A 19,281-nucleotide genomic window follows, 5' to 3' on the forward strand; every position below is an offset into this window, starting at 1 on the left:
CGGCTGATGTAATTGGCCTCACGGCAAATTTTTCGCCGCCCTCGCCCAACCGCGACGGGCGGCTTTTCATTGCCCGGTGAATAGTGCTTGCCAGCACGGCCAGAGCCGCTTTGACACATGCGAAATCACCGCTGAGCGGCAAGATAAGATCATTGTGAATTCATTCACATTATTCTCTCGCGCATTTAGCCTTCAAATTCCTCAAGGATTGTTCTAAGGAACCCGCAACAATCAACTCGTGGCTATGCCAGAGTGAAAAGACGAGGTTTGCCTGACGATGCTCGATTCCCTGCGAAATGCTTCCAAAACGATGGCCGCAAAACTGCTGCTTTTGCTTCTTGTGGTTTCCTTCGGTGTGTGGGGTGTTTCGGCCTCGCTGGTTACATCAGCCTCGAACTCGGTGGTGACGGTTGGCGATCAGACGGTTTCGCCGAATGATTTCCGCCTTGCCTACCAGCGCCAGATCTCGGATCTGAGCCGCCAGTTTGGCACCCGGTTGACGACCGAACAGGCCAAGGCCTTCGGTATTGATCGCCAGGTGTTTAGCCAGCTTGCAGCCGGTGCCGCCCTCGACCAGCTTTCCGAAGACATGAACCTTGGTCTGTCTGAAGATCGTTTGGCCTCGCTGATCGCCGAAGACCCGGCATTCCGCTCGGTAAACGGCCAGTTTGACCGTAACCTGTTCAGTGAGCGTCTGCGCAACTCCGGTCTGCGCGAAGACGATTACATCCAGGAAAGAAGCAAGGTCGCTGTTCGCAGCCAGATCGTCGACGCCGTATCGGATGGCTTTACCGCACCGAAGGTGCTGGTCGATGCGCTCAAGCAGTACCGCAATGAACGTCGCTCTATCGACTACCTCATTCTGTCCAACGCCAATATCGACCCGGTCAAGGCACCGGCTGACGATGTCCTGGCTGCATGGTTTGAAGGTGTGAAGAACCGTTACCGCGCGCCGGAATACCGCAAGTTCTCCTACGTCAAGCTGGAACCGTCGGATATTGCCGATGCATCCGCTGTGACCGAAGCGCAGATCGATGAATACTATAACGGCCACAAGGACAGCTTCCGCACCGCTGGCCGCCGCACCATCGAACAGATCGTGTTCCCGAATCGCGAAATGGCAGATGCCGCTGCAACGCAGCTGCGTGAAGGCACCACGACCTTCGATCAGGTTGTGAAGGATCAGGGCAAGACACCCAACGACGTGATGCTCGGTGAGTTCACGAAGGACACCATGCCTGACCAGTCGATTGCTGCCGACGCTTTTGCTGTCCAGAAGGACGGCGGCGCAACCGGCGCACTCAGCGGCGCATTTGGCCCGGTTATCCTGCGCGTATCCGGCATCAAGCCTGAAACCGTCAAGACACTCGACGAATCCCGCGAGCAGATCAGAACCGAACTGGCAACGGCCGCAGCCGTAGACCAGATCAACAGTGTTCATGACCGTTATGAAGACCTGCGCGCTTCCGGCTCCTCGTTGGCCGACGCTGCAAACCAGCTGAACCTCAAGGCCGTTACCGTTGCTGCCGTCGACACGACAGGTCTCGACGACAAGGGTGATGCGGTCAAGGACCTGCCGGCACCTTCGCTGATAACCGAAGTGTTCAAGACTGAGCCTGGCGCAGAATCACTGCCAATCAACCTTGGTCGTGAAGGTTATGTCTGGTTCGACGTTGAGCAGATCATCCCTGAGCGTGACCGCACACTGGCGGAAGTTCGCGAAGACGCACAGGCTGACTGGACTGCCGAACAGCAGAAGGCAGCACTGGCCACCAAGGCAGACGAGCTGAAAGCCCGCCTTGAAAAGGGTGAGACACTGGCAGCCATTGCCGACGATCTCGGTATTGTGGTTGAAAACAAGACTGGCCTGAAGCGGAACAGCGAAGACGCGGTTCTTGGTGCCCAGGCTGTGACTGCCGCCTTCTCCGGTCCGGTTGGCGCCACTGCCAGCACTCCGGGTGCCGATGGCGAATCCCGCATCCTGTTGCAGGTTACAGCCGTTGATGCAGACGCCCTGCCCGACGCACTCAACAATGACGACCAGCAGCTGACTGCCATGGCGCAGGCCGCTGGCGACGATATCCTGGATCAGATGGTCAACCGTCTGCAGTCCGATTATGGTGTGACGATCAACCAGGCCGCAGCCGATCAGGCAATGGTTGGTTTTTGATCCCGGGGGGAGCATTTCGAAATGGCTGAGTTGAAACCGCTTATCGCAAAGGTGGCAAACGGCGAAAGCCTGACAAAGGAAGAGTCTCGAAGCGCATTCGATATTCTGATGTCCGGTGAAGCCACCCCTTCCCAGATAGGCGGTTTCCTGATGGCGCTTCGGGTGCGCGGCGAAACGGTTGATGAAATCGTCGGCGCCGTGTCATCGATGCGCTCCAGAATGCTCACCGTCAAAGCGCCTGAAACGGCCGTTGATATTGTTGGTACCGGTGGCGATGGCATCGGTACCTATAACATTTCCACCCTGGCAGCGCTGATCGTTGCCGGTGCAGGCGTGACCGTTGCCAAACATGGCAACCGCGCCCTCAGCTCCAAGTCCGGCACAGCCGACGCATTGTCCAATCTCGGCGTCAAGCTGGATAACGGCCCGCAGCAGATCGAAAACTGCATTGCCAATGCCAATATCGGCTTCATGTTTGCCCAGATGCACCACAGTTCGATGCGCCATGTTGGCCCATCACGCGTCGAGCTTGGCACACGCACTATTTTCAACCTGCTTGGCCCCCTGTCCAATCCGGCTGGCGTGAAAAAGCAGCTGCTTGGCGTGTTTGCCCACAAGTGGGTGGTGCCGCTGGCCGAAGTGCTGCGCGATCTCGGCTCCGAACATATCTGGGTCGTCTACGGCGATGGCATGGACGAAATCACCACCACGGGCGCAACCCATGTTGCCGCCCTAGAAGATGGCAAGATCAGAACCTTCGAGCTGACACCGAAAGATTTTGGTGTGCCGGTTGCACAGATGGACGATTTGAAGGGCGGAGACGGCCTCGTTAACGCCGCAGCCCTGCGCGACGTGCTGTCCGGCAAGCGCAATGCCTACCGCGATATCGCGCTGTGCAATGCCGCTGCAGCACTGGTCATTTCTGGCAAGGCCGGCACCATTGCCGACGGCATGCGCCTTGCCTCTGCCTCCCTTGACGATGGTAATGCGACGCTGGCGCTTGAGCGGCTGGTCGCGGTATCGAACGAAGCGTAATATTTGCCGACGAAAGCCAGAGACAAAGCCATGAGCGACATTCTGAAAAAGATCGAGCTGTACAAGCGTGAAGAAATCGCTGCGGCCAAGGCAAAAGTCTCTCTGGCCGATCTGCAGGCCATGGCCAAGGACCAGAGCGCACCACGCGGGTTCTACAAGGCATTGCAGCAGAAACAGGCTGACGGCAAGTTCGGCCTGATTGCCGAGATCAAGAAGGCAAGCCCATCCAAGGGTCTGATCCGCCCGGATTTCGATCCACCGGCACTGGCCCGCGCCTATGAAGCCGGTGATGCTGCCTGTCTTTCCGTGCTGACCGACACGCCAAGCTTTCAGGGTGCACCGGAGTTTCTGACAGCAGCACGCGAAGCCTGCAGCCTGCCGGCCCTGCGCAAGGATTTCATGTTCGAAACCTACCAGGTGCATGAAGCACGCGCCTGGGGCGCAGACTGCATCCTGCTGATCATGGCATCGCTGTCCGATGACGAGGCAAAGCGCCTTGAAGACGAGGCCTTTGGCCTTGGCATGGATGTTCTGGTGGAAGTGCATGACGCCGAAGAAATGGAGCGCGCGCTGAAACTGGCCTCTCCGCTGGTTGGCATCAACAATCGCAACCTGCGCACCTTCGAAGTCACGTTGGAAACCAGTGAAAAGCTGGCCGGCATGGTGCCTGCTGATCGCCTGCTGGTCGGTGAAAGCGGCATCTTTACCCATGAGGATTGCCTGCGCCTGCAAAAGGTCGGCATCAGCACCTTCCTGGTCGGCGAAAGCCTGATGCGCAAGGACGACGTGGCCGCTGCAACCCACACATTGCTGACCGGACAGGCAAATATACAGGCCGCAGAATAAGGGGTATCCCTCGTGAACGCAGGTGACAAACTCTCCCATATCAGCGCTTCCGGCGAGGCGCATATGGTTGATGTCGGTGACAAGAACGAAACGGTTCGTGTTGCCAGCGCCGAGGGATACGTGCGCATGCAGCCGGAAACCCTGCGCATCATCCGCGAGGGTGATTCCAAGAAGGGCGATGTCATTGGCACCGCCCGCATTGCCGGCATCATGGCCGCCAAACAGACGTCCAACCTCATTCCGCTGTGTCATCCGCTGATGCTGAGCAAGGTTTCCGTCGACATTACCGAAGACGATGACCTGCCGGGCCTGCGCGTGCGCGCCACCGTAAAACTGACCGGCAAGACCGGCGTTGAAATGGAAGCGTTGACCGCCGTCTCCGTGACCTGCCTTACCATTTACGACATGGCCAAGGCGGTTGATAAGGCCATGGAAATTGGCGGCATTGTCGTGTCTGAAAAGACCGGCGGAAAATCCGGGGACTATAAACGTCAGGAGAACTAGACGTGTCATTGCTGCCAGTAGAAGACGCTTTGGACCGATTGCTGTCGCGCGCAAAGCCTGTCCTTGAAACGGAAACGGTGCTGCTGGCCTCTGCTGATGGACGTATTCTCGGCGAAGATGTCACTGCCCGGCTGACCCAGCCTCCGTTCAATTCCTCCGCCATGGATGGTTATGCGCTGCGGGCCGAAGACGCGCCTCAACTCGGTTCGGTCATGACCGTCATCGGCACGGCGTCGGCCGGTCACGCCTTTGACGGCAAGGTGGGCAAGGGTGAGGCGGTGCGGATCTTCACCGGTGCGCCGGTGCCTGAAGGCGCCGACACCATTCTCATTCAGGAAGATGCCGACCTGCTGGATAATAATCAGATCCGCAGCACGTTCGAGGTGGTCAGGGATCGCCATATCCGCCCCAAGGGGCAGGACTTCATGGAAGGTGAAGTGGTTCTTCAAAAAGACCGGCTGCTGTCCTTTGCCGATGTGACGGTTGTCGCTGGCATGAACCATGCGGAACTGCGTGTTTATCGCAAGCCGCTGGTTGCCATTCTGGCTACCGGCGACGAACTGGTGCAGCCGGGCAGCGTGCCAAAGAGCGACCAGATCATTGCCTCCAACACCTTTGGTGTGGCGGCCATTGCCCGCAATGCCGGTGCAGAGGTGCTGGATCTGGGCATTATCAGCGACGACAAGGAATTGATCGGCAAAGCCATCGAGCGCGCCATAACCGCCAAGGCTGACGTGCTGGTAACGCTGGGCGGTGCATCGGTCGGTGATCATGATCTGGTGCAGGCCAGCCTCAAGGCCAAAGGCATGGAGCTGGATTTCTGGCGCATCGCCATGCGCCCCGGCAAACCGCTGATGGTCGGCGCCATCGATACCATGCAGGTGCTCGGCCTGCCCGGAAACCCGGTGGCGAGCCTTGTGTGCAGTCTGCTGTTTCTGGAGCCTCTGGTGCAGAAACTGGCGCGCACGCCTTTGCGCCGTCGCGAGGTTCAGGCCGTGACCGAAACCGACCTTAAGGCCAACGACCACAGGCAGGATTACATGCGTGCCACGCTCACCATCCGTGACGATGGTACGCTGGTGGCAAAAAGTTTCGACAAGCAGGATTCATCGATGATGAAGACGCTGGCCAATTCCCACGCGCTGATTGTGCGCCCGCCCAACGCCCCGCCATTAAAGGCCGGAGACCCCTGCCCGATTATTCTGCTTCGCATCTAATACCCCGCCCCTTTGCCCCACCCTTCGGGCCACTCCTTTCGGAAGGACATTTCCATGGCTGAGACTGTTATCCCCGCACCCAAGCCGGTTACCTTGCCTGTTGCCGGAACGGACAGCGTGTTTCCGGTGCGCCGCGTTTATTGCGTTGGTCGCAACTATGCCGACCACGCCATTGAAATGGGCCATGATCCGTCGCGTGAGCCGCCGTTCTTTTTCCAGAAGAACGCCGATAACCTGCTGCCCGCAGGTCAGAACTTTCCCTATCCGTCACTGTCATCAAACGTGCATTACGAAGTGGAATTTGTCGTTGCGCTGAAAAAGGGCGGCGAAAACATTGCCGTTGAGGACGCGCTGGATTGCGTCTGGGGTTATGCTGTCGGTATCGACATGACCCGCCGTGATGTGCAGGACGTCGCCAAGAAGATGTCGCGCCCATGGGAAGCAGCCAAGGCCTTTGAAGCCTCTGCACCGGTCTCGGCACTGGTTGCTGCAACCGACGCCGGCCACCTCGATCAGGGCGCGATCTGGCTTGATGTCAACGGCACACGCCGCCAGTCTGGCGATCTCAACCAGATGATCTGGAAAGTGCCTGAAATCATTGCCGAACTGTCCAAGCTGTTTGTCCTTGCGCCCGGCGATGTCATCATGACCGGAACCCCGGCCGGGGTTGGCGCAGTCGTTGCCGGTGACGTGATGGAATGTGGTGTTGATGGCATCGGCACACTGACCGTCAAGGTCGCCTGATCCGTCGCGAGAACAGCCTAATCCCGAAACCGTTTCATGTTTCGGGAGATATGTGGGAGGAAAAACATCATGCCGATTTACCGCCTTGGCGACAACGCACCAACGCTGCCGGACGCTGACCGCTACTGGGTGGCACCGGATGCCAATGTCATTGGCTTGGTGACGCTGGGCGACGATGTCGGCATCTGGTTTGGCGCCACGCTGCGTGGCGATAACGAACCGATCACAGTGGGTGCCGGCACCAACATTCAGGAAGGCGTGATGGTCCATAGCGACCCCGGTTTTCCTGCCACCATCGGTGAAGGTTGTACCATCGGCCACCACGCCATCGTGCATGGCTGTACCATTGGCGACAACTCGCTGGTCGGCATGGGCGCGACTATTCTCAACGGCGCAAAGATCGGCAAGAACTGCCTGGTCGGTGCAAACGCGCTGATCACCGAAGGCAAGGAATTTCCTGACAATTCGCTGATTGTCGGTTCACCTGCCCGCGTCATACGCACACTGGATGATGATGCCATTGCCGGACTGAAACTGTCGGCGCAGAAATATATCGGCAACTGGAAGCGGTTTGCGAAAGACCTGCAGCAGATCTGAACCTTATCAGGCCACCACAGCCATCAAAGGACGCGCTTGAACACATCGTTCGTATAGGCCTGATCCTGAATACGGAAATCCGTGGTTCCGACCTTTTCAAACCCCTGTCTCAGGTAAAAGCCGATCGCCGGGGCATTTTCGGAGTTTGTCGTCAGCCATACAGAAGCGCTACCGGATTGATGCGCAAACGCCAGCCCCTGTTCCAGCAACCGCAATCCAATACCTTTGCCGTGATGACGCGGCTGCACATAGAGGGTAGATATTTCGGTTGTTGAGCAGTCGGCGATCGGTGCTACCTGCCCTTCACTGACCCGGATAAATCCGTCCAGGCCGTCCTCGTTTTCCGACACCCAGATATGTTCTTTCGGATTTTCCAGCAGCGCAGAAAACCGCGCGGCAGTAAATTCACTCAGCGCGTAGTCGGCAAAAAACGCATTCACACCGCGCCTGAGGTAGGTACCCAGCCAAACTTCGATCGAAACGGCCGCAAGAATGGCAGCGTCAGACGGGCGCGCTATCCGTATGGTCAATGCACCGCTCCCGCCAGCCTCAGGCCGCACAGGCCTCACAAAGCCCACGAATTTCGATTGTGGTCTTTTCCGCTTTGAACTTCTGGCCATTGACCCAGGTCTGCAGGCGATGGTCGATCTCATGGTCATGGAATTCACTGACCTGACCACAGGAATTGCAAATGGCAAACGCCACGGTGCCGTGGTGCGATGAACAGCAATCGGTCTGTGTGTGTGCGCAGGCGACGAAGGCGTTGAGGCTTTCCAGCCGGTGCACCAGCCCGAATTCCACAAGCTTTTCAAGCGCGCGGTACACCTGCAACGGCGCACGGAAACCATGGTCACGCAGCTTGTCCAGAATGTTGTAGGCACTGAGTGGCCCTTGCGAACCGGACAGCGTTTCAAACACAAGCGTCTGGTTTTTGGTCAGCGCTGGAGTAATCATGATGAACCTCCTTCATTCAATGGACGGGCATCGCGGTTTCTGCCGGGCGCCGGCAGCAGACTTAGAACAAAAAGAACCACCGCTGCAACCACGATTGACGGTCCGGACGGCGTATCAAAGTGAAGTGATCCAAACAGGCCGCCAATCACCGCCACCATGCCGATCAGAGCCGAAAAAATCGCCATCATTTCCGGTGTAGACGAAAAGCGCCGTGCCGCCGCCGCCGGAATGATCAATAGAGACGTAATCAGCATGATACCGACAATCTTCATGGCAATGGCAATCACCAGCGCCATCAGCAGCATGAAAAACAGCTTGGTGCGCTCCGGCTTCAAACCTTCCGCTTCTGCCAGCTCTGCGTTGACGGTAGAAGCAAGCAGTGGTTTCCACAGATAGATGATCGCGCAGATCACCAATATACCGCCGCCCCAGATCATCTGGATATCGCTTGTCGTGACCGCCAGAATGTCACCGAACAGGAAGGCAATGAGGTCGATCCGCACCCATGTCATGAAGGCAACCAGCACCAGACCGAAGGCCAGCGCCGAATGCGAGAGAATGCCAAGTAGCGCGTCGGCGGACAGCGCCTGACGGCGTTGCAGGAACAGCAACAGAAGCGACACCAGCGTGGCGACGAAGAACACGCTGACAATGAGATTAAGTTCGAACATCAGTGAAAGTGCCACGCCCAGCAGTGCCGAATGCGCCATCGTATCGCCGAAATAGGCCATGCGCCGCCAGACGACAAAGCAGCCCAAAGGGCCGGTCATCAAGGCGATGCCGAGACCAGCCACGATTGCCCGGATAAAAAAGTCGTCAAACATGTTTGTGGCTCCCGCCAGTCTGCTGATGCTGATGGTCGTGGTTATGGGCATGACCTTCGCCATGACTATGGTCGTGATCGTGGTTTCCACAGCCGCAACCATCGCCATGATCATGGGCATGGTGATGATCGGAATGGTCATGCTCACCATGATGGAGGCCGTCATGATGATGTCCGTCATCGGGATGGCAATGTTCGGTTATCGATCCGTCACTGTGCTGCACGCGGCCATCCGGCAGATGGGTATGATCGTGATGGTGGCTGTAAACCGCAAGCGTCTTGGCCGCAGCCGTGCCGAACAACCGCATATATTCCGGGCTCTGGCTGACCGCCTGTGGCGTGCCGGTGCAGCACACATGGCCGTTGAGACAAATCACCGTATCGGTTTCGGCCATCACCACATGCAGATCGTGCGAAATCAGCAGAATGCCGCAGTTGGTTGTTTTCTTTATGTTTTTAATCAAGTCATACAGCGCAATCTCGCCAGCGAAATCCACCCCCTGCACAGGCTCGTCAAGCACCAGCAGGTCCGGCTTGCGGGCAATGGCACGCGCCAGCAGCGCACGTTGAAACTCCCCGCCCGAGAGATGCTGCACCTCGGCCCGCGACAGATGCAGAATGCCGGTCGCATCCAGCGCCCGGTCAATCTCCTTGGCAGGTAGATTGCCAGTCAGGGTAATCAGCCGCCGCACAGTCAATGGCATTGTCCAGTCAACGGACAGCTTTTGCGGCACGTAACCGATCTTCAGATCGCCAGTGCGCTCCACCCGGCCCTCCGATGGTTTCAACACACCGATCGCCATTTTTGCCGTGGTGGATTTGCCAGACCCATTCGGGCCGATCAGCGTGACAATCTCCCCGCGCCCGACTGAAAAGCCGACATTGCGGACAAGCCAGCGATTGCCGCGATAAATGCCGGCACCATGAAGGTGCACCAGCCTGTTGTCGTTTTTGCCGGGAGTATGGAGCATTCGTTTTTTTCCAAAGTCGTTGTTGCAGATGCTTATTGCATACGTTATAGCATCACATCAATATATGTAATAACATTACATCCGTCTGCAAGAGGTCCAACATGCGTTCAATCACTGCCCTGCTTTGCCTGTCTGCCAGCGTTTTCAGCTATAACAGCGCCATGGCTGCCCCCAATGTCGTTGTGTCGATAAAGCCCATTCATTCACTGGTCGCGGCGGTCATGGACGGTGTTGGCGAACCCAAACTCATCGTTGAAGGCGCAGCCTCCCCGCACACATATAGTCTGAAGCCATCCAACGCCAAGACGTTGCAAGACGCCGATGTGGTGTTCTGGGTTGGCCATGGTCTGGAAGCCTTCCTGGAAAAGCCGCTTGAGGCACTTGCCACCAAGGCAACGGTCATTGAGCTGGAAGATGCCAAGGGTCTGGAAAAGCTGAAATTCCGTGAAGGCGGCGCTTTTGAAGCCCACGACCATGGTGATGAAGGTCACGGTGAGCACGCCCATGGGGATGAAGGCCACGACCATGCGCATGAAGAAGGTGAACACAAGGACGGAGAACACGCCCACGAGGCCGAGGAAGGTCATGAGGGGCATGATCACGCTGGCCACGACCACGCTGGTCACGACCACGGCGAATATGACATGCATCTGTGGCTGGACCCGATGAATGCCAAGGCCATGGCCGCTGCCATTGAAACGACGCTTATTCAGGCAGACCCATCCAATGCCGCCAAATATCAGGAAAACGCCAAGAAGCTGATGGAGAACCTCGACAAGCTCGACACCGAGCTTGCCACGACGCTTGAACCGGTCAAGGACAAGCCATTCGTGGTGTTCCACGATGCCTACCAGTATTTCGAACACCGCTACAAGGTGCGCGTTGCCGGCTCCATCACCGTCAGCCCGGAAACCATGCCCGGTGCCGACCGCGTGCGCCAGATCCACGACAAGATCAAGAGCCTCAATGCGACCTGCGTGTTTGCAGAACCGCAGTTTGAACCGAAGCTGGTCAGGGTCGTGACCGAAGGCACTGACGCCAAGTCGGGAACGCTGGATCCGGAAGCGGCAACCTTCAAGGAAGGTCCATCGCTCTATTTCGACCTGATGCGCGGCATCGCCACCTCGATCAAGGATTGCCTGTCTTAAAATACGATAGAGATGTTAAGAGCAGCCAAGGCTGATCGAAAAAGCGCGGATGGTGTTCAGGCATCCGCGCTTTTTTTGTGTTTTGTGGCGCAGACGCTCGACACCCTGCCTCCCTCACCCCTGTGCTTGTCACAGGGGTCCAGTTGAGCGCGTCTGCGCGAAGGAAGAGTCTTTCAGCCCCAAGACTGGGGCTGGCCTGGATTCCTTTAACGAGTACAGGAATGAGCGACTGTCTTGTTCGTCAAGCGTCTTGCCATGGTTTTTGATCCCTGATGATGGCGTTGAGAATGGTCAGCAGTTTTCGCATCGTTGCGACAATCGCGACGATCTTGGGTTTGCCAGCATCCACCAGCCGGTCCCGGAAGGCCTTGAGGATGGGGTTGTATCGGCTGGCAACAAGAGCTGCCATGAACAAGGCAGTGCGCACCTTTGAACGTCCACCACCGGTAAAGCTCTTGCCTTTCCATTTGCCCGACTGCCGCGTCCACGGCGCAAGACCAGCCAAAGCAGCGACCTGACGGCGATCGAGGCTTCCCAGTTCAGGGATCTCTGCCAGCAACGTACGTGCCGTGGCGGTTCCAACACCCGGAACCGAGGTTAAAAGTGCCTCACGCACACGCCATACCGGTGACTTGCGGATATGATCATCCAGATCGGTATCGATACTTTCCATCTCACGCCTGAGAGCGACCAACAGCCGCTTGATGCTTTTTTGCGTTGGCTTCTCAATGGCCAGGCGTAGCCTGTTTTCCTCGGCCACGATCATCTGCACAATCTGCCGTCTGCGGTCGACAAGTGCCGACAATGCCTGGGTTTGCGCGTCACGCAGTGGCCGGATTTGTGGCTTGGTTGCCAGTACAAAAGCCGCGATCACCTGCGCATCAATGTCGTCGGTCTTGGCGCGGCGACCAATGGCATTGGCATAGGAGCGCACCTGTGACGGATTGACGATGATCACGCATAAGCCACTGGCAGATAGTTTGGCTGCCACCAGTGTTTCGTAACCGCCGGTCGCCTCCAAGGCAATGAGATCGACGTGCTGTGCCTTCAGATGCTGTACAAGTTCGTCGATGCCTTGATCATTGTTATCGACGCTAAGGGTTATACCGGACGGTGCAATTGCAACGTCGAGCCGGGCTTTCGAGACGTCTATTCCAGCAATGATATCCATCTTATCCCATCCTTGCCTAATCGGGCTTCGCATCAGCAAGCGGCCCTGGCGACTGTTCGGGTTCGATGGAACGACGGATGAAGACCCTTGCTCATTCACGGGATTCAAAGCCCTAGGGCGTTGCGGTCTTTCATCCGTCACCGCATTTGGCATTACAGCGCTAAATGGCGGAAATGGGAAGTTACAAGGGGTGGATTTTGCAACCGTTCCACCTTGCCAGTTGCCCAATGCATTTCAAACATGCACTCTGCTGGTATGAAGGGTTACGTCTACATTCTCGCATCCAGACGCAATGGCACGCTTTACACCGGCGTCACCAAGGATTTGGCAAGCAGACTGTTTGAACATCAGAACGAACTGACGCCCGGCTTCACATCACAATATGCGGGCAAGATTCTGGTGTGGTTTGAGGAACACGACCTACTGACGTCAGCCATCACCCGCGAAAAGACCATAAAGAAATGGCCCCGTCAGTGGAAACTGAACTTGATTGAACAGAGCAATCCCGACTGGAGCGATATTTCGAGCCACCTGCTTGATCTGTGAGAGTGGTCGCGGACAGCCCCCTCAATCTCCCTTGTAACTTCCCATTTCCGCCATTTAGCGCTGTAATGCCAAATGCGGTGACGGATGAAAGACCGCAACGCCCTAGGGCTTTGAATCCCGTGAATGAGCAAGGGTCTTCATCCGTCGTTCCATCGAACCCGAACAGTCGCCAGGGCCGCTTGCTGATGCGAAGCCCGATTAGGCAAGGATGGGATAAGATGGATATCATTGCTGGAATAGACGTCTCGAAAGCCCGGCTCGACGTTGCAATTGCACCGTCCGGTATAACCCTTAGCGTCGATAACAATGATCAAGGCATCGACGAACTTGTACAGCATCTGAAGGCACAGCACGTCGATCTCATTGCCTTGGAGGCGACCGGCGGTTACGAAACACTGGTGGCAGCCAAACTATCTGCCAGTGGCTTATGCGTGATCATCGTCAATCCGTCACAGGTGCGCTCCTATGCCAATGCCATTGGTCGCCGCGCCAAGACCGACGACATTGATGCGCAGGTGATCGCGGCTTTTGTACTGGCAACCAAGCCACAAATCCGGCCACTGCGTGACGCGCAAACCCAGGCATTGTCGGCACTTGTCGACCGCAGACGGCAGATTGTGCAGATGATCGTGGCCGAGGAAAACAGGCTACGCCTGGCCATTGAGAAGCCAACGCAAAAAAGCATCAAGCGGCTGTTGGTCGCTCTCAGGCGTGAGATGGAAAGTATCGATACCGATCTGGATGATCATATCCGCAAGTCACCGGTATGGCGTGTGCGTGAGGCACTTTTAACCTCGGTTCCGGGTGTTGGAACCGCCACGGCACGTACGTTGCTGGCAGAGATCCCTGAACTGGGAAGCCTCGATCGCCGTCAGGTCGCTGCTTTGGCTGGTCTTGCGCCGTGGACGCGGCAGTCGGGCAAATGGAAAGGCAAGAGCTTTACCGGTGGTGGACGTTCAAAGGTGCGCACTGCCTTGTTCATGGCAGCTCTTGTTGCCAGCCGATACAACCCCATCCTCAAGGCCTTCCGGGACCGGCTGGTGGATGCTGGCAAACCCAAGATCGTCGCGATTGTCGCAACGATGCGAAAACTGCTGACCATTCTCAACGCCATCATCAGGGATCAAAAACCATGGCAAGACGCTTGACGAACAAGACAGTCGCTCATTCCTGTGCTCGTCACAGGAATCTAGTTGTCGTGCGTCTGCACGACGGGAAAAACTCTTCTCAGCCCCAGGACTGGGCTGACCTGGATTCCTGTGACAAGCACAGGAATGAGGGCTGAACTATGGGCCGTCCCACATGGCAAAACGTTCGAAAGGCCATCCAACAGCCGGCTGCAAATGACCACAACACCCCAATCATCTCCTCGCACGCAACCCAATTGCCCATGTCGCATTTACGCAATCCGGCCCGTTGTGCCAAATTGAGAAGCATCAAGTTTCTCGCGTGAAAGATGCAGACAGCCGCAATCTGCCATTCATCAAATATCCTGAGTGTAAAATGCAGAAATGCCTGGAAAATGAACTCTCAAGGCGAGATTTTAATCTTGCCGCTGCCTATTTTGGATGCGTTGCATTTTGCCTGTATAATTTGGCCGCATAAAAATTAAAAATTGTCGCTCATTGGCGTGGTTTGCTATTATAATGTCGCAAACTGGATATCCAGTTCAAGGTTTCCAAGCAAGGAATTGTGCTTTCGCAACGGAGCATGGACACTATGAGCAAAATCGGCCCGAAAAAACGCTCGATAGTCTTTTTTCTCGTTCCTCAATTTACGATGCTGCCCTTCATGGGCGCAGTTGAGACATTGCGAATAGCCAACAGAATGCTGGGCTATGATGCCTATGAATGGCGGCTGGCCTCCGCTGACGGGCTGAAGGTCCAGTCCTCCGCTGGCATCTCTCTTGACGTCGATACCTCGCTCGCCGACGAGCGTCGCAATCTGAGTGGTGACAAGCGCTCCAACATGGTCATCGTCTGTTCGGGCATCGATATAGAGCAGTATCACAACAAGTCCGTGAATGCCTGGCTGCGCGAGGCCTATAACCGCGGCATCTCGGTCGGCAGCCTCTGTACCGCCGCCCATATTCTGGCACAGGCCGGCCTGCTGAATGGCAAGCGCTGCGCGATCCACTGGGAAAACCTGCCCGGCTTTTCGGAAAACTTCCCGCAGGTCGAGGTCTATGCCGACCTCTACGAGGTCGACAGCAACATCTACACCTGCGCCGGTGGCACGGCCTCACTGGACATGATGCTGAACCTGATCGGACAGGATTTTGGCGACAACCTCGTCAACCGCGTCTGCGAACAGCAATTGACTGACCGGGTGCGCAACCCGCGTGACCGCCAGCGCCTGCCGCTGCGGGCCCGGCTGGGCGTACAGAACAGCAAGGTGCTGTCGATCATCGAACTGATGGAAAGCAATCTGGCCGAACCGCTGTCGCTGCTTGACATTGCCGATGGTGCCGATCTGTCGCGCCGTCAGGTGGAGCGACTGTTCCGGCAGGAAATGGGCCGCTCACCAGCCCGTTATTACCTTGAAATCCGCCTTGACCGGGCGCGCCATCTGCTGGTGCAGTCTGCCATGCCGGTGGTCGAGGTAGCCGTTGCCTGCGGTTTTGTCTCCGCATCGCATTTTTCCAAGTGTTATCGCGAAATCTACAATCGTTCACCGCAGCAGGAGCGTGCGGAACGCAAGATTGTCGTGTCATCGCTGCGCAAGGAACCAATTGCCTTCATGTCCGGCCCGCACTGAGCCTGACATACTGAATTGGCCCGGATTGACATGGGCCACACCAACAGGGGCAGAGCGGCAAAAGCCGCAAATGAAAACAAAGATAAGGCGCATTACAAATAGGGTTTGACGGCGGCCAGAATGTCTTCTGCCGTACTGCCGTGACCGGCCCTCTGCCCCGCCTCACCATGCAACCATACTGCCGCTGCCGCCGCCTCAAAGGCTGGCACGCCCTGCGCCAGCAGGCCGCCGACAATGCCCGACAGCACATCGCCGGAACCGGCCGTCGCCAGATTGGGCGGCGCGTTCGCATTGATCAGTGCCCGGCCATCCGGCGCGGCAATCACCGTATCGGCACCCTTGTAGACCACAACCGCATGCGAACGGGCGCTAGCTGCCCGCGCCTTCTCAACCTTGCTCAGTTGATCATCGCCAGCAATGTCCGGAAACAGCCGGGCAAATTCCCCCCCATGTGGCGTCATCACCCGTGGTGCCTGCGCTTTGGCAAATACGTCAAACAGCAGATTCGTCTCATCACGAAAGGCAGTGATCGCATCCGCATCCAGCACCAGCGCCTTGTCAGCCAACTCAGGCACGAACTGGCGGATCTTCTGCAGATCCGAAAAACCGGGACCAAGGACAAAGGTGGCATGACGGCTGTCTGTCAGCCAGTCCTGCAGATGCTGCGCAGTGTCGATTGCTGTCAGCATCACTGCGGTCAGCGTCGCTGCCAGAACCGGCAGGGCGTCGGACGGTGCTGCAATAGTCACAAGGCCAGCGCCGGTTTTCAAACCGGCACCCGCCGAAAGCCTTGCAGCACCGGTGGCATATTGCGGCCCGGAAAAGACCGTCAGATGACCGCGTGTGAACTTGTGCGACGCAGAACCGGGATGCGCCAGATGGTCCTGCCAGAACAACGGGTCATTTTGCGCAAGCCGGTCGCTATGTCGCTCGAGAATGCGCTGGGGAATGCCGATATCAAACACCTCAATGTCACCAGCCAGTTCCCGCCCCGGCATCAGCAGGTGGCCGGGTTTGAGCGCCATGAAGGTTACGGTGTGGCGGGCTTTCAGCGCAGCACCCAAAATCGTGCCACGCCGGCCACAGACACCCGAAGGAAGATCGGCAGCCACCACGTCCAACTGCAAGCCGTTGATCGTTTCAAACAGCGCGGCCACGGCTTGCGGCACATCACGTGACAAGCCTGCCCCAAACAGCGCATCAACAACCACATCGCCGACTTCAGGCGTATAGCTTTCCATCGATTTGCTTTTGATGGGACAAGCCAGCATGGCACGCCGCGCATCACCGCAGAGCCTGTCCTGACCACCCAAATGAAAAACAAGCGGTGCAGCACCGCAGGCAGCAAGGGCGGCCGCCGCCACATAACCATCGCCACCATTATTGCCCGGCCCGCACAGCACGATGTAACGCTCGGCCTCCGGGTAATGGCGCAGAACCAGGGCGGATATCGCCTGCCCTGCCCGCTCCATCAGCGCATAGGAAGAAAGCCCGCTATCGGCAGCATCCTTGTCGATGGCAGTCATGGCGGACGGGCTATAAAGGTAATGGCGAGCGGAAAACTTCATGCTGAATATTGATAGCAATTCGGCTGCCAAATCAATGCGCAGAAAACAGGCAAGCCACATCGCTCAAATTATACGCAATTGACTATATTTTCATCAAATTACGACGCAATTAGCAAAATATAAACCGGCGAAAATTCATATCGAAAATACGAAATAATGACACATCAACGCACCATTTTCGGCAAAACAGTACTGTTTTTTGATGCAAATCAGGTCAAACTACATTCGACGGATGCTTTTTTGAGAAAAAATACAAAATCTTCGTTTCAATTTGGCATGCTATGTGCATTCTGTTCGGGAGGCGGGCAGACCCTGCTTTAACGGGAGAAGCGGAGAGATATTTTCAAATGAAAAAGATCGAAGCGATCATTAAGCCTTTCAAGCTCGACGAAGTGAAGGAAGCCCTTCAGGAAGTCGGTCTTCAGGGAATAACTGTAACTGAAGCAAAAGGCTTCGGTCGCCAAAAAGGCCATACCGAACTTTATCGCGGTGCTGAATACGTCGTCGACTTTCTGCCCAAGGTGAAGGTCGAGGTTGTTTTGGCTGACGAAAATGCAGATGCAGTGATCGAAGCAATACGAAATGCGGCCCAGACAGGCCGTATCGGTGACGGCAAGATTTTCGTCTCGAATGTAGAAGAAGTCATCCGTATCCGGACAGGTGAAACGGGCGTTGACGCCATATAAAAAAGCACCTGAGTCCGGAAACTGGCTCAGGTAAATCGCCACCTCGTCATCCCACACTCAAGGAAAACCTTAAAATGACGACTGCAAATGATATCTTGAAACAGATCAAGGACAACGACGTAAAGTTCGTCGATCTGCGCTTCACGGACCCGAAGGGCAAGCTGCAACACGTTACCATGGACGTTGTCTGTGTTGACGAAGACATGTTTGCCGATGGCGTAATGTTCGACGGCTCGTCTATTGCCGGCTGGAAGGCTATCAACGAATCCGACATGGTTCTGATGCCCGACCCTGCGACGGTTCACATGGACCCGTTCTTCGCACAGTCCACCATGGTCATCCTTTGCGACATTCTCGACCCTGTCTCGGGCGAATCCTACAACCGCGACCCACGCGGCACTGCCAAGAAGGCAGAAGCCTACCTCAAGGCATCCGGTATCGGCGACACGGTTTTTGTTGGCCCTGAGCCAGAATTTTTCGTCTTCGACGACGTCAAGTACAAGGCCGACCCGTACAACACCGGCTTCAAGCTTGATTCTTCCGAGCTGCCGTCCAACGACGACACCGATTATGAGACAGGCAACCTCGGCCACCGTCCGCGCGTCAAGGGTGGTTACTTCCCTGTTCCGCCAATCGACAGCCTGCAGGACATGCGTTCCGAAATGCTCACGGTTCTCTCGGAAATGGGCGTTGTCGTTGAAAAGCATCACCACGAAGTGGCATCTGCCCAGCATGAACTTGGTGTGAAGTTCGACACGCTGGTTCACAGCGCCGACAAGATGCAGATCTACAAATATGTCGTGCACCAGGTTGCCAACGCTTATGGCAAGACCGCAACCTTCATGCCGAAGCCAATCTTCGGTGACAATGGTTCGGGCATGCACGTTCACCAGTCCATCTGGAAGGGCGGCAAGCCAACCTTCGCTGGCGACGAATATGCTGGTCTGTCTGAAAGCTGCCTGTACTACATCGGCGGCATCATCAAGCACGCCAAGGCCATCAACGCCTTCACCAACCCGACAACCAACTCCTACAAGCGTCTGGTTCCAGGTTATGAAGCGCCTGTTCTACTGGCATACTCGGCTCGTAACCGTTCTGCTTCGTGCCGTATTCCATTCGGCTCCAACCCGAAGGCAAAGCGCGTTGAAGTCCGCTTCCCGGACCCGACACAGAACCCGTACCTCGGTTTCGCAGCAATGCTGATGGCTGGTCTCGACGGCATCAAGAACAAGATCCATCCTGGCAAGCCAATGGACAAGGATCTCTACGATCTTCCTGCAAAGGAACTGAAGAAGATCCCGACCGTTTGCGGCTCGTTGCGTGAAGCGCTTGAAAGCCTCGACAAGGACCGTAAGTTCCTGACGGCTGGCGGCGTGTTCGATGACGACCAGATCGACAGCTTCATCGAGTTGAAGATGCAGGAAGTCATGCGTTTCGAAATGACCCCGCATCCAGTCGAATTCGACATGTACTACTCGGCTTGATAATGGATATGCGCTGGCTCTGCTGGCGCATTTCTTTTTTAAGCGGCGGCTCACGGGCCG

Annotated in this window: 19 protein-coding genes; 13 read left to right on the top strand and 6 right to left on the bottom strand. The window is 56.5% G+C overall.

What is annotated here, in order from left to right:
* The first annotated feature begins 277 nt into the window (after window positions 1-277).
* The 7 genes from PYL13_RS10935 (at window position 278) to PYL13_RS10965 (ending at window position 7,113) form a co-directional block, all read left to right on the top strand.
* Window positions 278-2,170, top strand: a complete 1,893-nt coding sequence (locus tag PYL13_RS10935) for a SurA N-terminal domain-containing protein (protein WP_275641338.1) — start codon at window positions 278-280, stop codon at window positions 2,168-2,170.
* 21 nt (window positions 2,171-2,191) lie between these two features.
* Window positions 2,192-3,205: an anthranilate phosphoribosyltransferase gene (gene trpD, locus PYL13_RS10940; RefSeq protein ID WP_275641339.1), complete on the top strand. Its 1,014-nt coding sequence runs from the start codon at window positions 2,192-2,194 to the stop codon at window positions 3,203-3,205.
* Window positions 3,206-3,235: 30 nt separating this feature from the next.
* Entirely contained in the window at window positions 3,236-4,051 is an 816-nt protein-coding gene (gene trpC / locus PYL13_RS10945) for an indole-3-glycerol phosphate synthase TrpC (RefSeq protein ID WP_275641340.1), read from the top strand.
* Between the two features lie 12 nt (window positions 4,052-4,063).
* The gene (gene moaC / locus PYL13_RS10950; protein ID WP_192490989.1) at window positions 4,064-4,555 is read left to right on the top strand and encodes a cyclic pyranopterin monophosphate synthase MoaC; all 492 of its coding nucleotides are present in this window, start codon (window positions 4,064-4,066) and stop codon (window positions 4,553-4,555) included.
* Window positions 4,556-4,557: 2 nt separating this feature from the next.
* The gene (locus tag PYL13_RS10955; protein ID WP_275641341.1) at window positions 4,558-5,772 is read left to right on the top strand and encodes a molybdopterin molybdotransferase MoeA; all 1,215 of its coding nucleotides are present in this window, start codon (window positions 4,558-4,560) and stop codon (window positions 5,770-5,772) included.
* Window positions 5,773-5,826: 54 nt separating this feature from the next.
* Window positions 5,827-6,516 carry a fumarylacetoacetate hydrolase family protein gene (locus PYL13_RS10960; protein WP_275641342.1) on the top strand — a complete coding sequence of 230 codons (690 nt, stop codon included), beginning with the start codon at window positions 5,827-5,829 and terminating at the stop codon, window positions 6,514-6,516.
* Between the two features lie 69 nt (window positions 6,517-6,585).
* Complete coding sequence (locus PYL13_RS10965; RefSeq protein ID WP_275641343.1) at window positions 6,586-7,113, top strand: gamma carbonic anhydrase family protein; 528 nt, start codon at window positions 6,586-6,588, stop codon at window positions 7,111-7,113.
* A 23-nt stretch (window positions 7,114-7,136) separates the two neighbouring features.
* Here the strand turns inward: PYL13_RS10965 and PYL13_RS10970 are convergent, their stop codons facing one another.
* The 4 genes from PYL13_RS10970 to PYL13_RS10985 are packed head-to-tail and all read right to left on the bottom strand — an operon-like array spanning window position 7,137 to window position 9,861.
* A complete protein-coding gene (locus PYL13_RS10970; protein WP_275641344.1) occupies window positions 7,137-7,643 on the bottom strand; it encodes a GNAT family N-acetyltransferase in 507 nt (168 codons plus the stop codon).
* Window positions 7,644-7,662: 19 nt separating this feature from the next.
* Window positions 7,663-8,067: a zinc uptake transcriptional repressor Zur gene (zur, locus tag PYL13_RS10975; protein WP_192490985.1), complete on the bottom strand. Its 405-nt coding sequence runs from the start codon at window positions 8,065-8,067 to the stop codon at window positions 7,663-7,665.
* On the bottom strand, window positions 8,064-8,891 hold the full coding sequence (gene znuB, locus PYL13_RS10980; RefSeq protein WP_192490984.1) for a zinc ABC transporter permease subunit ZnuB: 828 nt from the start codon (window positions 8,889-8,891) through the stop codon (window positions 8,064-8,066). Before znuB ends, zur begins: the two co-directional genes overlap by 4 nt.
* Window positions 8,884-9,861: an ATP-binding cassette domain-containing protein gene (locus PYL13_RS10985; RefSeq protein WP_275641345.1), complete on the bottom strand. Its 978-nt coding sequence runs from the start codon at window positions 9,859-9,861 to the stop codon at window positions 8,884-8,886. Before PYL13_RS10985 ends, znuB begins: the two co-directional genes overlap by 8 nt.
* A 101-nt stretch (window positions 9,862-9,962) precedes the next feature.
* Here PYL13_RS10985 and znuA point away from each other — a divergent pair, with 101 nt between their 5' ends.
* On the top strand, window positions 9,963-11,009 hold the full coding sequence (znuA, locus tag PYL13_RS10990; RefSeq protein WP_441296636.1) for a zinc ABC transporter substrate-binding protein ZnuA: 1,047 nt from the start codon (window positions 9,963-9,965) through the stop codon (window positions 11,007-11,009).
* Between the two features lie 241 nt (window positions 11,010-11,250).
* Here the strand turns inward: znuA and PYL13_RS10995 are convergent, their stop codons facing one another.
* On the bottom strand, window positions 11,251-12,180 hold the full coding sequence (locus tag PYL13_RS10995; protein ID WP_275643789.1) for an IS110 family transposase: 930 nt from the start codon (window positions 12,178-12,180) through the stop codon (window positions 11,251-11,253).
* 255 nt (window positions 12,181-12,435) lie between these two features.
* On the opposite strand from PYL13_RS10995, the gene PYL13_RS11000 reads away from it, so the two are divergent.
* The 3 genes from PYL13_RS11000 to PYL13_RS11010 all read left to right on the top strand — a co-directional run bounded on the left by PYL13_RS11000 (window position 12,436) and on the right by PYL13_RS11010 (window position 15,483).
* A complete protein-coding gene (locus PYL13_RS11000; protein ID WP_275643803.1) occupies window positions 12,436-12,726 on the top strand; it encodes a GIY-YIG nuclease family protein in 291 nt (96 codons plus the stop codon).
* Window positions 12,727-12,944: 218 nt separating this feature from the next.
* Window positions 12,945-13,874 (top strand): IS110 family transposase, encoded by a 930-nt coding sequence (locus PYL13_RS11005; RefSeq protein ID WP_275643789.1) that lies wholly within the window; start codon window positions 12,945-12,947, stop codon window positions 13,872-13,874.
* Between the two features lie 571 nt (window positions 13,875-14,445).
* Window positions 14,446-15,483 (top strand): GlxA family transcriptional regulator, encoded by a 1,038-nt coding sequence (locus PYL13_RS11010; RefSeq protein WP_275641413.1) that lies wholly within the window; start codon window positions 14,446-14,448, stop codon window positions 15,481-15,483.
* Between the two features lie 92 nt (window positions 15,484-15,575).
* On the opposite strand, the gene PYL13_RS11015 is transcribed toward PYL13_RS11010, so the two are convergent.
* Window positions 15,576-17,051: an NAD(P)H-hydrate dehydratase gene (locus PYL13_RS11015; protein WP_275641414.1), complete on the bottom strand. Its 1,476-nt coding sequence runs from the start codon at window positions 17,049-17,051 to the stop codon at window positions 15,576-15,578.
* 347 nt (window positions 17,052-17,398) lie between these two features.
* Between PYL13_RS11015 and PYL13_RS11020 the strand changes: the two genes are divergently transcribed.
* Both PYL13_RS11020 and glnA read left to right on the top strand, forming a co-directional pair.
* Window positions 17,399-17,737, top strand: a complete 339-nt coding sequence (locus PYL13_RS11020) for a P-II family nitrogen regulator (protein WP_007753933.1) — start codon at window positions 17,399-17,401, stop codon at window positions 17,735-17,737.
* 74 nt (window positions 17,738-17,811) lie between these two features.
* Window positions 17,812-19,221 carry a type I glutamate--ammonia ligase gene (glnA, locus tag PYL13_RS11025; RefSeq protein ID WP_192490979.1) on the top strand — a complete coding sequence of 470 codons (1,410 nt, stop codon included), beginning with the start codon at window positions 17,812-17,814 and terminating at the stop codon, window positions 19,219-19,221.
* The last annotated feature ends 60 nt before the right edge of the window (window positions 19,222-19,281 follow it).

Origin of the sequence: Agrobacterium sp. Azo12 (genome assembly GCF_029193765.2) — a bacterium.
GTDB lineage: Bacteria > Pseudomonadota > Alphaproteobacteria > Rhizobiales > Rhizobiaceae > Agrobacterium.

Coding starts and splice junctions, on each gene's coding strand:
- PYL13_RS10935 (WP_275641338.1), top strand. CDS start 278: ATGCTCGATTCCCTGCGAAATGCTTCCAAAACGATGGCCGCAAAACTG.
- trpD (WP_275641339.1), top strand. CDS start 2,192: ATGGCTGAGTTGAAACCGCTTATCGCAAAGGTGGCAAACGGCGAAAGC.
- trpC (WP_275641340.1), top strand. CDS start 3,236: ATGAGCGACATTCTGAAAAAGATCGAGCTGTACAAGCGTGAAGAAATC.
- PYL13_RS10960 (WP_275641342.1), top strand. CDS start 5,827: ATGGCTGAGACTGTTATCCCCGCACCCAAGCCGGTTACCTTGCCTGTT.
- PYL13_RS10965 (WP_275641343.1), top strand. CDS start 6,586: ATGCCGATTTACCGCCTTGGCGACAACGCACCAACGCTGCCGGACGCT.
- zur (WP_192490985.1), bottom strand. CDS start 8,067: ATGATTACTCCAGCGCTGACCAAAAACCAGACGCTTGTGTTTGAAACG.
- znuB (WP_192490984.1), bottom strand. CDS start 8,891: ATGTTTGACGACTTTTTTATCCGGGCAATCGTGGCTGGTCTCGGCATC.
- PYL13_RS10985 (WP_275641345.1), bottom strand. CDS start 9,861: ATGCTCCATACTCCCGGCAAAAACGACAACAGGCTGGTGCACCTTCAT.
- znuA (WP_441296636.1), top strand. CDS start 9,963: ATGCGTTCAATCACTGCCCTGCTTTGCCTGTCTGCCAGCGTTTTCAGC.
- PYL13_RS10995 (WP_275643789.1), bottom strand. CDS start 12,180: ATGGATATCATTGCTGGAATAGACGTCTCGAAAGCCCGGCTCGACGTT.
- PYL13_RS11000 (WP_275643803.1), top strand. CDS start 12,436: ATGAAGGGTTACGTCTACATTCTCGCATCCAGACGCAATGGCACGCTT.
- PYL13_RS11005 (WP_275643789.1), top strand. CDS start 12,945: ATGGATATCATTGCTGGAATAGACGTCTCGAAAGCCCGGCTCGACGTT.
- PYL13_RS11010 (WP_275641413.1), top strand. CDS start 14,446: ATGAGCAAAATCGGCCCGAAAAAACGCTCGATAGTCTTTTTTCTCGTT.
- PYL13_RS11015 (WP_275641414.1), bottom strand. CDS start 17,051: ATGAAGTTTTCCGCTCGCCATTACCTTTATAGCCCGTCCGCCATGACT.
- PYL13_RS11020 (WP_007753933.1), top strand. CDS start 17,399: ATGAAAAAGATCGAAGCGATCATTAAGCCTTTCAAGCTCGACGAAGTG.
- glnA (WP_192490979.1), top strand. CDS start 17,812: ATGACGACTGCAAATGATATCTTGAAACAGATCAAGGACAACGACGTA.